General features: G+C 61.0%; 10 protein-coding genes. 2 read left to right on the plus strand and 8 right to left on the minus strand.

Annotated elements, in window-relative coordinates; translation table 11 throughout:
* Nucleotides 1–257 precede the first annotated feature (257 nt).
* Both GSQ93_RS15820 and GSQ93_RS15825 read left to right on the plus strand, forming a co-directional pair.
* Complete coding sequence (locus GSQ93_RS15820) at nt 258–4,418, plus strand: CheR family methyltransferase (RefSeq protein ID WP_158936595.1); 4,161 nt, start codon at nt 258–260, stop codon at nt 4,416–4,418.
* A complete protein-coding gene (locus tag GSQ93_RS15825) occupies nt 4,415–4,819 on the plus strand; it encodes a helix-turn-helix domain-containing protein (RefSeq protein WP_254073889.1) in 405 nt (134 codons plus the stop codon). The genes GSQ93_RS15820 and GSQ93_RS15825 overlap by 4 nt, the downstream gene beginning before the upstream one ends.
* A 20-nt stretch (nt 4,820–4,839) precedes the next feature.
* Here the strand turns inward: GSQ93_RS15825 and rng are convergent, their stop codons facing one another.
* From rng to GSQ93_RS15865, 8 genes are all read right to left on the minus strand, one after another.
* Nucleotides 4,840–6,309 (minus strand): ribonuclease G, encoded by a 1,470-nt coding sequence (rng, locus tag GSQ93_RS15830; RefSeq protein ID WP_158936596.1) that lies wholly within the window; start codon nt 6,307–6,309, stop codon nt 4,840–4,842.
* A 7-nt stretch (nt 6,310–6,316) separates the two neighbouring features.
* Nucleotides 6,317–6,937: a nucleoside triphosphate pyrophosphatase gene (locus GSQ93_RS15835; protein WP_158936597.1), complete on the minus strand. Its 621-nt coding sequence runs from the start codon at nt 6,935–6,937 to the stop codon at nt 6,317–6,319.
* Nucleotides 6,938–7,006: 69 nt separating this feature from the next.
* Complete coding sequence (rlmH, locus tag GSQ93_RS15840; protein WP_158936598.1) at nt 7,007–7,477, minus strand: 23S rRNA (pseudouridine(1915)-N(3))-methyltransferase RlmH; 471 nt, start codon at nt 7,475–7,477, stop codon at nt 7,007–7,009.
* A gap of 84 nt (nt 7,478–7,561) precedes the next feature.
* Nucleotides 7,562–8,002 (minus strand): ribosome silencing factor, encoded by a 441-nt coding sequence (rsfS, locus tag GSQ93_RS15845; protein WP_089160712.1) that lies wholly within the window; start codon nt 8,000–8,002, stop codon nt 7,562–7,564.
* 17 nt (nt 8,003–8,019) lie between these two features.
* Nucleotides 8,020–8,742 carry a nicotinate-nucleotide adenylyltransferase gene (locus tag GSQ93_RS15850; protein ID WP_174254625.1) on the minus strand — a complete coding sequence of 241 codons (723 nt, stop codon included), beginning with the start codon at nt 8,740–8,742 and terminating at the stop codon, nt 8,020–8,022.
* A gap of 71 nt (nt 8,743–8,813) precedes the next feature.
* The gene (hemF, locus tag GSQ93_RS15855) at nt 8,814–9,737 is read right to left on the minus strand and encodes an oxygen-dependent coproporphyrinogen oxidase (RefSeq protein WP_158936599.1); all 924 of its coding nucleotides are present in this window, start codon (nt 9,735–9,737) and stop codon (nt 8,814–8,816) included.
* A gap of 221 nt (nt 9,738–9,958) precedes the next feature.
* Nucleotides 9,959–11,248, minus strand: a complete 1,290-nt coding sequence (gene purD / locus GSQ93_RS15860; protein ID WP_158936600.1) for a phosphoribosylamine--glycine ligase — start codon at nt 11,246–11,248, stop codon at nt 9,959–9,961.
* A gap of 598 nt (nt 11,249–11,846) precedes the next feature.
* Nucleotides 11,847–12,575, minus strand: coding sequence for a YebC/PmpR family DNA-binding transcriptional regulator (locus GSQ93_RS15865; protein WP_158936601.1), 729 nt, complete (start codon nt 12,573–12,575; stop codon nt 11,847–11,849).
* Nucleotides 12,576–12,801: the final 226 nt, after the last annotated feature.

Below are 12,801 nucleotides of genomic sequence, written 5' to 3' on the forward strand. Positions count from 1 at the left end.
CCGAATTTTGATGTTTACGTTACGCAGGCTTCAATAAATACCTCAGCAAAAATTAAATAACGATATTAATCCGGGATCTTCTCTCCGCAGAGTCCAATAAGGATTAACATCACTAAAATAAACCCGGCGGCGATAACGTCGTTATTACCTGTTTCTATCTCGCGAGACGGAAGGACACCCGGCGCAGATGGCCCAGGAAGCAGACTTGCAAATCGCTCTTGTCCCGGCGGTTTGCAAGTGCTCGACAGGAGCCTCCAATGACCATTAGAAAGCCGCCCATTGCCCGAATCATTTCATCCCCGGAACCCTTGCCGAGTCCTCATTTAGTCGATTTCCCAATTGTTGGTATTGGCGCGTCGGCGGGCGGAATCCAGGCGTTGATGCGTCTGCTCGAAGGTATGCCGGCGGACGGCGGCATGGCGTTTGTCGCCGTGCTGCATACCTCTCCGAATCACGCGAGTCATGCCGACACCTTGCTGCAACGCGCAGTCTCCATGCCGGTCGTGCAGGTCGTCGGCACCACACCAATCGAAAAGAATACGGTTTACCTGATTTCACCGTCGAACGATTTATCGCTCGCGGAGGGCTGTCTTCATGTCGCCCCGAGCGACCCCGCGCGACGTCGGCCGGTCGCAATCGACCTGTTCTTCCGGAGTCTGGCGGACGCGCACGGGGCACGCTCGATCAGCATCATCCTCTCGGGGATGGGCAGCGACGGCGCCATGGGCATTGCACGGATCAAGGAGCAGAACGGCATCAACATCGTGCAGGACCCGCTGGACGCGGAATACGACGAGATGCCGCGCAATGCGCTGGCAACCGGGTGCGTCGATATCGTGCTGTCTGTCGAGCGGATGCCCGCGCGCCTGATCGAGTTGCGCGACAACGCCCGCGCGATGAAAGCGCTGCACGCGGTTGACGACTCGCCGTTGAATGAGCCCGATGGCGGGTCCCACATTGAGCCAGCCGTCCCGAACGTTGATGTCGACGTGCTGCATGCATTACTGACCATCCTGCGTATCCGCACTGGCCATGACTTCCGGCACTACACGCGCGGCACGGTGATGCGGCGCATCGAACGGCGGCTGCAGGTGAACGGCGTAGCGGATCTCGCCGCATACAAGCGGTTTATCGAAACGCATCCTGAGGAAACGACTGCGCTTCTGAAAGACATGCTGATTGGTGTGACGAATTTTTTCCGCGATCGCAAATCGTTCGATGCCTTGGAGCAGCAGGTGCTGGCAAACCTCTTCACCGTGCGCCCGCTCGACGAGCCCGTGCGCGCGTGGTCGGCGGGGTGCTCGACGGGCGAGGAACCGTTCTCGCTGGCGATGCTGCTGAGCGAGCACGGGCCCGCCCACGGCAAATTTCCACTGATCCAGGTGTTTGCCACGGATGTCGACGCGAATGCGATCGAGACGGCGCGCGCAGGCGTGTATGCCGGATCGATCGTGGCGGATGTATCGCCTGAGCGGCTGAGTCGGTTTTTTGTGAAACCCGGCGACCGTTTCCAGGTGAGCAAGGAATTACGTCAAAAAGTGGTGTTCGCTATCCACAACATCCTGAGCGATCCGCCGTTTTCGGGCATGGACCTGATCTCGTGCCGCAACCTGCTCATCTACCTCGATAGAACCGTGCAGCGCCAGGTGCTCGAGACGTTTCACTTCGCGCTGCGGCCGGGCGCGTTTTTGTTTCTCGGCGGCACGGAGTCCATTGAGATTGCGAGCGACCTGTTCGAGCCAGTAGATGCGCGCAACCGCATTTACCGGTCGAAACGCGTTGGTATCCGCGTGGTTCCGCCGCTGCCGCTCGTGCGCCCCGCGATCTTCGATATCCCCAGGCCGCCGGGTTTGGGGCACGAGACGCCAGCGTCGCTGGCGGCGTTGCGTCAGCGCGTATTCGAGCGTTATGCGCCGCCTAACGTCACCGTCGACCGCGATGGCGTGATCCTGCATATGTCCGATCACGCGGGACGTTTCCTGCAGTACGTCAGCGATGAACCCTCGCGCAATCTGCTCACGCTCGTCAACCCGGAGTTGCGCGCGGAGTTGCGCAACGCGCTGCATCGCGTATTGCGCGACGGTGACAGCGTCGTGTCGCGGCGCGTGCGTTTTTCGCGCGGCGAGACGCGCTCGTTTGTGAATATATCGGCGCGGCTGTTCAAGGATGACGACAGTGGCGAAGACGTGATCGTCGTGTTCTTCGATGAAATCGAGAACGAGAACGAGATTGCCGCGCAACAGGACGTGCCCGCACACGATGCCCCCGCCGACGCCGACAAACTCATCGGTCTCGAACGCGACCTGCATCGCGCGCAGACGCAGATGCATTCGTCGATGGAAGATGCCAGTGCATTCGCCGAAGAGTTGATGGCGTCGAATGAAGAGTTGCAGGCGATCAACGAAGAACTGCGCTCGACTGGCGAGGAACTGGAAGCGGGAAAAGAAGAGCTGCAGTCGGTCAATGAAGAACTGGTCACGGTAAATTTCGCGCTCTCGGAAACTGTCGCCGAGACGGCCAAGGCGAACGATGACCTGCGCAACCTGATCTCGTCCACCGGCATTCCGACGGTGTTCGTCGACCGCGAGATGCGCATCAAGCGATATACACCGCCGGCGGTCGCGCTCTTCAAGCTGATTGCGTCGGACATCGGGCGGCCGTTGCTGGATCTCACGCATCGGCTCGACTATCCGCAAATGGCCGACGATGCCCGCGCGGCCTTCAACACGCTCACGCTGACCGAGCGCGAGATCCGCTCGGATCGCGGCGAGTGGTTTCTTGCGCGGGTGCTGCCGTATCGCACGGCGGACGATCAGATTGATGGAGCGGTCATCACGCTGATCGATATCACCGCGCGCCGGGCGGCCGAAGCGGCGGCGCGCAGCAGCGAAGAGCGCTTGCGGCTGGCGGCCGTTACCACGAACGACTACGCGATCATCGTGCTGGACATGGACGGGTTGATCGTCACGTGGAACGGCGGCGCGCAACGCATTTTTGGCTATGCGGAAAGTGAAGTGCGCGGCCAGCCGCTTGATCTCATCTTTCTTCCCGACGATCGCGAAACGCGCGTGCCTTTGCGCGAGCGTCAACGCGCCACGCAGGCCGGCCGTGTGGAAGACGAGCGCTGGCACTTGCGTTCCGACGGCACCGAGATCTATTGCAGCGGTGTCACCACGCCGATCGAGTCCGATCAGTTCCACGGTTACGCGAAGATTGCTCGCGATGTCACCAATAAGACTGGCATCGAGAGCCAAAAGCAACTTGCACTGACGCTCGAACGTGCAATCCGTGCGCAGTCCGAAGCGACAAACCGGCTGAAGGACGAGTTCTTTGCAGTGTTGTCACATGAACTCAAGAATCCGCTCAACCTGATTCACGTGAAGGCCGAATTGCTCACGCGCATTCCCGATGTGCGGGACATTTCAAGCGTGCAGGACGCCGCCGATGCCATCCAGCGCGCCGTCGCGGGGCAGGCCAAGATCATCGACGACTTGCTCGACCTGTCGCGTGTGCGCACCGGCAAGCTCGCGCTACGGTTCGCGCCGGTGGAGGTCGCGTCCGTGCTGCAGGCCGTCGTGGCCGCGAGCGCGGCGGATGCGCAGGCGGGTGATATCGAGTTGACGGTAGCGGGCGCCGATGCCGCCGTGATGATTCATGCCGATGCCGAGCGCGTCGAGCAAATGGTCTGGAATCTTGTGCGCAACGCGCTGAAATTCACGCCGCATGGCGGGCGGGTGCGGATCGCTTTATCGCGGCAAGGCGGGTTTGTTTGCGTCGAGGTGGCGGACACGGGGCAGGGCATCGATCCCGTCTTCCTGCCACGTATCTTCGAGATGTTCAGCCAGGCCGATGGCGGCGGCCGTCGTGATCGAGGCGGTCTTGGGATTGGATTGTCGCTGGTGAAGCAACTCGCGGAGTTGCACGGCGGGCGTATTGAAGCGGAGTCGGCGGGGCAGGGGCAGGGGGCGCGCTTCCGGCTGTGGCTGCCGGAGAACGCGCCGTCGCTGCGGGTGGAAACCCCGCGTGAATACGTTGATCCGGGCATCTTGAGGGGCCTGCGCGTGTTGCTCGTCGATGACTCCATCGAAGCGTTAGAGGCGTTTCGAACGCTGCTTGAAATGGAGGGGGCGCAGGTGCGCGCCGAGCCGAGCGCGGAGCAGGCGCTTGAAGCGGTGGCGCAGCAGGAGTTCGATGTGGTGCTGTCCGATATCGGCATGCCGACCATGAACGGCTACGAGATGATCCAGCAGATGCGAACGGCACCGCGGACGGCGCGTCTGCCCGCCCTCGCGCTCACCGGATTTGGCCGTGAACAGGATGTCGCCCGGGCGCTCGCTGCCGGGTTTAACGGTCATTTGAGCAAGCCGGTGTCGTTAAAGGGGCTGGTCGCGGCGATTGCGCAGAATTTGCGGAGGTGAGCAGGATAGGCGAAGATAAAGGTGCTTGCCGTCAGACCTCGGGGAGGGGCTTACGAATGACTGGCATCCAATTTATCGAGCGCGACGGTCGTGCTGAATTCGCGGTCGTGCCGTTGATCGAGGATCTCGATGACGAAGCGCTTTTTGATCAAGCGAAAGCAGCCGACGATGGTTTCCACGTGCCAGCCGTTGTGCTTGATGCTGAATTGGCCGGCGCACACCCAATACGCGCTTGGCGCGAATATCGCAATCTCACTCAGGACGCATTGAGCGAAGCATCTGGCATTAGCAAGCCGTATTTGAGCCAGATCGAAAGCGGGAAGCGAAACGGCACCTTCAAAAAACTTTCTGCCATAGCCAAGGCGCTCTCTGTGCCCGTGGATATTCTTGCGCAGCAGTAGTGTTTTGTCGCGCCGAGCTCCTACATCAAAACAATATCGTACTGTTCCTGGCTCAGATTCGACTCAACCTGCAGCGAAACCGGCTTGCCGATAAAGTCCATCAGCATGGCCAGATGCTGCGACTCTTCCTCAAGAAACAAATCAATAACCTGCTGCGACGCCACCACGCGAAACTCGCGCGGATTGAACTGACGCGACTCACGCATGATCTCGCGCAGCACGTCGTAACACACGGTGCGCGGCGTCTTCACCTGGCCTTTGCCATCGCAGGTCGGGCACGGCTCGCACAGCACATGCGCGAGTGATTCGCGCGTGCGTTTGCGGGTCATCTCAACCAGCCCCAACTGCGAAAAACCGTTCACCGTTACCCGCGTCCGATCTCGCGATAACGCCTTCTTCAACTCGCCCAAAACCTGATCGCGATGCTCGACGTTTTCCATATCGATGAAATCGATAATGATGATCCCGCCCAGATTGCGCAACCGCAGTTGCCGTGCAATGGTGTGCGCCGCTTCGAGATTGGTTTTAAAGATCGTATCGTCGAAATTACGGGCACCTACATAACCGCCCGTATTCACGTCGATGGTGGTCATTGCTTCGGTCTGGTCGATCATCAGATAACCGCCCGACTTTAGATCGACCCGGCGTGACAACGCCCGCTGAATTTCAGCTTCAATGTTGTACAGGTCGTAGAGCGGCCGTTCGCCCGCATAGTGATGCACGCGGGACGCCACAGCCGGCGTGAACTCGTTCGCGAAGTCGGCCAGCATCTGGTACGTCTCGCGCGAATCGACCTGAATACGAGACGTCTCGTCGTTGACGAAATCGCGTAGCACGCGCTGTGCAAGATTGAGATCCTGATGCAGCAGTGAGGTCGGCGCGACTCGCGTCGCCTGCGCGACAATTGTCTGCCACGTCTTGCGCAAATAAGCGACATCGGCCGCAAGCTCTTCGCTCGATGCATCTTCCGCAATCGTCCGGACGATGTAGCCGCCTTTTTCGTCAACGGGAAGAACGGCCGTGAGCCTTGCCCGAATGGCCTCGCGTTCGGCCTCGCTGGCAATCTTCTGCGAGATCCCGATATGCGGCTCCTGCGGCAGATAGACCAGCGTGCGCCCCGCGATACTCACCTGCGTGGAAAGCCGCGCGCCCTTGGTGCCGATAGGATCCTTGACCACCTGCACCATCAGCGCCTGGCCTTCGAACACGATCTTCTCGATCGGCGTATGCGGCGCGTTCGAATGCGTTTCGCCGGCAATCCGCGGATGCCAGATATCCGCCACGTGCAGGAACGCTGCGCGCTCGAGCCCGATATCGATAAAGGCCGACTGCATGCCGGGCAGCACGCGCACGACCTTGCCGAGATACACATTGCCTACCCGTCCGCGCGACAACGTGCGCTCGACGTGTAGCTCTTGCACCGCGCCTTGCTGAACGAGGGCAACGCGGGTTTCCTGCGGTGTGACGTTGATCAGGATTTCTTCGTTCATGGACTGTTTAGAAGTCAACGCGCGCCACGCGCAGGAGTGCTGCTGTTTCGAAAAGAGGCAGGCCCATGATACCCGAATAGGACCCTTCAATCCGTTCGATAAACGCCGCGGCACGTCCCTGAACGCCATATGCACCGGCCTTTCCGAGCGGTTCGCCCGTGGCCGCGTAACGCTGCAGTGCAGCACGCCCGACCGCGGCGAAGCGCACGAGCGAACGCGATAGAACCGGCGTGAGCAGAACGCCGTCGGCGTCAACCACGGCAAGCGCTGTCAGCACCTCGTGATCGCGTCCGGATAGCCGTTCGAGCATCGCGACGGCATGGTCCGCGTTGTCGGGCTTGCCCATGATCGCGCCATCCAGGGTGACGGTCGTATCGGCGACCAGGATGGGTGCCGCGCGATGACCGCCCTTCAAGCAGCGGGCGTATGCCGCTTGCGCCTTTGCCGCGCAGACACGCAGAACATAGGCGTCGGCGGCCTCACCGGGCAACTCGGCTTCGAGCGCTTCAGCGTCTTCATCGGGACGTGGCAGCAGCAACTCGAAACGCACGCCGAGTTGCTGCAACAGGTCTTGCCGCCGAGGACTTTGCGACGCGAGATAAACAAAAGGGAAGGTGGACGATGGCATGGTCGCGGATCTTGAAGGTCACGCGCCGGCTAGCCCCAAGCGTGGTTGTTCAACGCCCGACGCCACACCTTAAGCGCGATGATAGGGATGATTCTGCGTGATGCTCCACGCGCGATAAAGCTGTTCGGCCAGCAGCACGCGGACCATGCCGTGCGGCAGCGTGAGACTTGAAACACGCAGCAGGACTTCGGCACGCGCCTTGACCTGCGGGTCGAGACCGTCGGCGCCACCGATCACGAACGCCACGTCGCGGCCTTCCTGCTGCCACTCCGGCAATGCGCCGGCCAGTTGCATGGTGGTCCAGTCACGGCCGCGTTCATCGAGCGCGACAAGCCGCGCATTCTTGGGCAGCGCCGCCTCGATTCGCAGGCGTTCGGCGGCCATCACGCTCTCGGCGTTACGTCCCGATGAACGCTGTTCGGGTTTGATCTCCCGCAACTCGATGCGCAGCTCGGGCGGCATGCGTTTCGCATACTCGTCGAAGCCGGCCGCGATCCAGTCGGGCATCTTGTGGCCGACCGCAAGGATATGAAGTTTCATGGCGACTGGGCAAAGCGCTTCACCCGCACTCTACGTTCGCGCTTTTACCTTGACGGCCAGCGCGACGTACGGGTGCGGCGAGCGTCAGCGGCGCGTGGTCTTGCGAGCCGGCTTAGCGGCCGGTTCGTCGTCTTCTTCGTCGTCCGACACACTTACCTGCGCGCCGCTGAAGCCACCCGAGCTTTGCAGCTTGACGCGCACGGGTTTGTCGCCCCAGACCTCTTCGAGGTTGTAGTACTGGCGCAGCGCCGGTTGGAGGATGTGGACGACTGCGTCGCCGCAATCAACCAGTACCCACTCGCCGACTTCTTCGCCTTCGGTGCTGATGACGTCGCCGCCCAGCCCCTTGACCTTGTCGCGCACGCTGTTGGCGAGCGCCTTGGTCTGACGATTCGATGTGCCGCTCGCGACGATGACACGGTCGAAGAGGGCGGTCAGGTGGGTGGTGTTGAACACCTTGATGTCCTGCGCCTTGACGTCTTCAAGACCGTCGATGATCGCGCGTTGAAGCTTTGTGATTTCCATATTTTTACCGATGGTTTTTACCGCTGATACAAGTGGTGTTGAACAATATAGTCCCATACGGCGGACGGTACATGACTCTCGGCGTCGATCTCGCCCGCCGCGTGCGCCCGCAGGCGTTCTCCCAACTGCTCGCGGATCCCGGTTGCCGACACTTCCAGCTCCAGCGCGGAATCAATCAGCAGATGGCCGTGCGGCGTGGCTTGCAGCACCTCAGCCGGGGCGCTGCGCGCGGCAATCTCCGTGGCGACGGCGGGTGAAACCGTTGAAACGTCAAATCCAGCACGGGTTTCTACGCACACGTGCGCAAACTCGAACAGGCTTTTCCAGTCTCGCCATGAATCCAGGTGGACGAGCTGGTCAGCGCCAATTAACAGTGACAGCGACGCGTCCGCACCTTCCCGGGCGCGCCAGCGAGCCAGCGTCTCCACGGTATAGGTCGGGCCGTCGTGGTCGATTTCATCGGTGGCGACGATGACCTGCAACCCTTCTGCATGCAGCGAATCCGCCGCCGCGCGGGTCATGGCAAGCCGATGATGCGCCGCGGTGACATCCTTTTTCTGCCACGGCTGGCCGGCCGGCAACAGCACGAGTTCCGTCAGGTCGAGCAACTCGGCGAAACGGCGCGCAAGGGCCAGATGCGCATCGTGAATCGGATCGAACGTGCCGCCCAGCAAACCGACGCGTCGAGCACAAGGGAGGTTCGATTTCAGTGGACAATCCTCTTCGGGGACAGATTGCAACGGGTGCAGCGATCAGGTCTCATAGTCTGCCGCTTTCTTGCGGCTTCCTGCGCAGTTCTTTCGCGGTTCCTTTATAGCCACTCTCGTGCCACCAGGAAATCGGAGTAAAGCCTCGCTTCGGGCGTGCCCGGCTCCGGCTCCCAGTTGTAGCGCCACGTGACGGCCGGCGGCATCGACATCAGGATGGATTCCGTACGGCCGCCGCTTTGCAGCCCAAACAGCGTACCGCGGTCGAAAACGAGGTTGAATTCCACGTACCGACCTCGCCGGTACGTCTGGAATTCACGCTGCGCTTCGCCGTAAGGCGTGTCGCGCCGACGTTCGATGATCGGCAGATACGCGGCCAGGAAGCTGTCGCCGACTCTGCGCATCATGGCGAACGATTCGTCGAAACCGGGTTCCGAGACGTCGTCGAAGAAAATTCCGCCGATTCCACGCGCTTCATTGCGATGCTTGAGATAAAAATACTCGTCGCACCATTTCTTGTACCGCGGATACAGATCCGTGCCGAAGGGTGCCAGTGCGTCCCGGCAGATGCCGTGAAAATGCCGTGCATCTTCCTCGTAGCCATAATAAGGCGTGAGGTCCATGCCGCCGCCGAACCAGAACAGCGGGGGCTCACCCGCTTTTGTCGCGATCAGCAGGCGCACGTTCATGTGCACGGTAGGGCAGTGCGGATTGCGCGGATGCATCACAAGCGACACACCCATGGCCTCGAAACCGCGCCCGGCAAGTTGTGGGCGCGCGGCGCTCGCCGAGGCCGGCAAGGCGTCACCGGCTACATCGGAGAAACCAATGCCGCCGCGTTCGAAAAACTGGCCGCCTTCGAGAATCCGTGTGCTGCCGCCCCCGCGCAACCGTTCTTCCGGGCCACGCTGCCACGAATCGATAAGGAATTCGTTGCCGTCGAACGCGCCAAGCGTCTGCGCGATCTGCTTTTGCAAACCGGTCAGATAAGTGCGGACAGCTTGTACGTCGTAGGTTGGAGCGGTCATCGTGGACTGTTTTACGGCTTGCGGGAAAAGGGCCTGGAGTGGGGTGAACCTGGGTTCGGCCCAAAGTTGCCTGGCCCCGTACGCGTTCCTTCTAAAAACGCACTGCCGGACGCGAAGGTCCGGCAGTGCGTTGCTCAATGTGCTGCGTTGTTGCGTTCTGGTGACGGTTTCTGGCCACCTTACCGGGTTAAGTTACCCGGCTGCGTTGCCAGGGTTGCGCATCAGCTCTGGCGGTCTGCCGCTTTACGATTTAGTGCGCGATAACCAATGTCCCGCCGATACTGCATGCCGTCGAACGCGATTTGATTGATCGTATCGTAGACGACGGATTGCGCGCCACGTACCGAGTCCGACAACCCCACGACGCACAGCACCCGTCCGCCCGATGTGCTGAGCTTGCCGTTTTCCAGCGTGGTGCCTGCATGGAAAGTCACGGCTTCCGGCGTTTCCGGAGGAATGCCATTGATCCGGTCACCCTTACGCGGCGTGTCCGGGTAGTTGTGCGCGGCCAGTACCACGCCGAGCGCCGTGCGCCGATCCCATTCGATCTCAGCCGTCGATAGCGTCCCGGCGATCGCCAGTTCCACGACCTTCGAGAAGTCACCCTTCAAGCGCGCCATGATCGGCTGCGTTTCCGGATCGCCCATCCGGCAATTGAATTCGAGCGTTTTCGGATTGCCGTGCGCGTCGATCATCAGGCCGGCGTAGAGGAACCCGGTATAGCGGATGCCTTCCTGCTCCATGCCACGCACCGTCGGCAGGATGATTTCGCGCATGACGCGGGCGTGCAGTTGCGGCGTGACGATAGGCGCGGGCGAATAAGCGCCCATGCCGCCGGTGTTCGGGCCCTTGTCGCCATCGAGCAGACGCTTGTGGTCCTGGCTCGACGCCAGCGCCAGCACATGCTTACCGTCCACCATCACGATAAAGCTCGCTTCCTCGCCATCCAGGAATTCTTCGATCACCACGCGCGCACCGGCGTCGCCCAGTTTGTTGTCGGCGAGCATGGAATCTACCGCCGCATGCGCTTCTTCAAGCGTCGTTGCCACGACCACGCCCTTACCGGCAGCGAGGCCGTCGGCCTTGATGACGATGGGCGCGCCTTTCGTGTCCAGATACGCGTGGGCAGCGGCTATGTCCGTGAACGTTTCGTATTCCGCAGTCGGAATAGCGTGTCGCTTCATGAACGCTTTCGCGAAATCCTTCGAGCTTTCCAGTTGCGCGGCTTCCTTGGTCGGGCCGAAAATCTTCAGGCCACGTGAGCGGAACAGGTTGACGATACCCGCCGCGAGCGGCCCTTCGGGGCCGACCACGGTCAGCGCAATCTGCTCTTTCTCGGCGAAATCGGCGAGCGCGGCGGGATCGGTGATGTCGACATTGAGCAGTCGCTCGTCCTGAGCGGTGCCGCCGTTACCCGGCGCGACATAAACCATCTGCACGCGCGGCGACTGCGCGAGTTTCCAAGCGAGCGCATGTTCGCGACCGCCGGAACCGACGACGAGTAACTTCATTTAAAACCTCGAAGATCTTAAGAAATTCATGGCGGCAGGAGGGCGGACCGGTTGAATCGATTTGTACCAATTCGAGCCATTTAAACCAGTCTGCCGCGCCTGATCCGCGGATACTTGCTGTGCCGTGCGCCGGCTCTTTGCCGGACGTTCGCCGAATCTTCGCCGGGCGCATTGATGCGGGGAAGCGGTTCGCGCCATCTCGCGGCTGCGTCACTCGACTTCCCTGCTGTCAAACGCGGCTTCCGGCCAGTTTCGGCTCGCCTCAGCGGCCCACCTCAGCGACTATATCTAGCCTGTATTTCAGGCCCATATTTCGGCGGGTATGCCCCGCGTGGTCTGCTGGCCTGCCTTTCACATAACACGCCAGCCGGTGGATTTATTCATCCGCGGCCACCGCATTCGACTGCGTACTTGTCCGGGCCACGCTGCTCAAACAAACAACTGAAACACCCGCAATACATGCACCAATCGAGCCAGAAACGGGCGCTGGCGTGTCCGACATCCCGCCGGCAGATAGATCCTGAGTGCGCCGGTGTTCAGACAAGCCGCCTGGGCCCTGTGGCCGATCGGCTCACCGATAGGCTTATTTACGCGGCAATCATTCTTCGTCGATGGCCGCGTTCGTGTACACCTCTTGCACGTCGTCCAGATTTTCCAGCGCGTCGAGCAATTTCTGCATTTTCGCCGCTTCCTCGCCTGTGAACTCGACTTCGGACTGCGGTTTCATGATGACTTCCGCCACTTCGGCCTTGAAACCTGCGGCTTGCAGCGCGTCTTTCACCTTCTGGAAGTCGTTGGCCGGGCAAACTACTTCAATGCTGCCGTCGTCATTGGTCACAACGTCGTCCGCACCGGCCTCGAGCGCCGCTTCCATCAGCTTGTCTTCGGACGTGCCGGGAGCGAACAGGAACTGGCCGACGTGATCGAACATGAACGCCACCGAGCCGTCCGTGCCCATGTTGCCGCCGAACTTCGAGAACGCGTGGCGGACTTCCGCAACGGTCCGGGTACGGTTGTCCGTCATGGTGTCCACGATGATCGCCGCGCCGCCAATACCGTAGCCTTCGTAGCGAATTTCTTCATACGTCGCGCCGTCGACACCACCCACGCCGCGCTGGATCGCGCGGTTGATGTTGTCCTTGGGCATGTTGGCGTCGTAGGCTTTTTCGACGGAGAGCCGCAGGCGCGGGTTCGTGTCCATTTCTCCGCCGCCCATGCGGGCCGCGACCTGAATTTCCTTGATAAGACGCGTCCAGACCTTGCCACGCTTGGCATCGGTCGCCGCTTTCTTATGCTTGATGTTGGCCCATTTTGAATGACCCGCCATACCGTTCTCCATCGCGCGCGAGCTTCTCTCGCACGCCTGTGTGTCAATGATGCCGCCCTATCCCGAAAAGGCGCTTTTCGCCGGCCAGCATTTTATGTTCGCGCCGCATGGTCGCAGGGCTCAAATCGCAAGGCGCGGCGCACGCCCTGTTTTCGCGGTTCTGCGGGGCCGGGCCGGGTGCTGATAATCTGCAAACTCACGGTTCCGCGAACTCGAATCAACACAT

Source organism: Burkholderia sp. S171 (assembly GCF_009766085.1).
Classification (GTDB): Bacteria; Pseudomonadota; Gammaproteobacteria; order Burkholderiales; family Burkholderiaceae; genus Caballeronia.

Excerpts from the sequence above, each read along its gene's own strand:
- purD (WP_158936600.1), bottom strand. The coding sequence starts at position 11,248 with ATGAAGTTACTCGTCGTCGGTTCCGGCGGTCGCGAACATGCGCTCGCT.
- GSQ93_RS15835 (WP_158936597.1), bottom strand. The coding sequence starts at position 6,937 with ATGCCATCGTCCACCTTCCCTTTTGTTTATCTCGCGTCGCAAAGTCCT.
- rsfS (WP_089160712.1), bottom strand. The coding sequence starts at position 8,002 with ATGGAAATCACAAAGCTTCAACGCGCGATCATCGACGGTCTTGAAGAC.
- rng (WP_158936596.1), bottom strand. The coding sequence starts at position 6,309 with ATGAACGAAGAAATCCTGATCAACGTCACACCGCAGGAAACCCGCGTT.
- hemF (WP_158936599.1), bottom strand. The coding sequence starts at position 9,737 with ATGACCGCTCCAACCTACGACGTACAAGCTGTCCGCACTTATCTGACC.
- GSQ93_RS15820 (WP_158936595.1), top strand. The coding sequence starts at position 258 with ATGACCATTAGAAAGCCGCCCATTGCCCGAATCATTTCATCCCCGGAA.
- rlmH (WP_158936598.1), bottom strand. The coding sequence starts at position 7,477 with ATGAAACTTCATATCCTTGCGGTCGGCCACAAGATGCCCGACTGGATC.
- GSQ93_RS15865 (WP_158936601.1), bottom strand. The coding sequence starts at position 12,575 with ATGGCGGGTCATTCAAAATGGGCCAACATCAAGCATAAGAAAGCGGCG.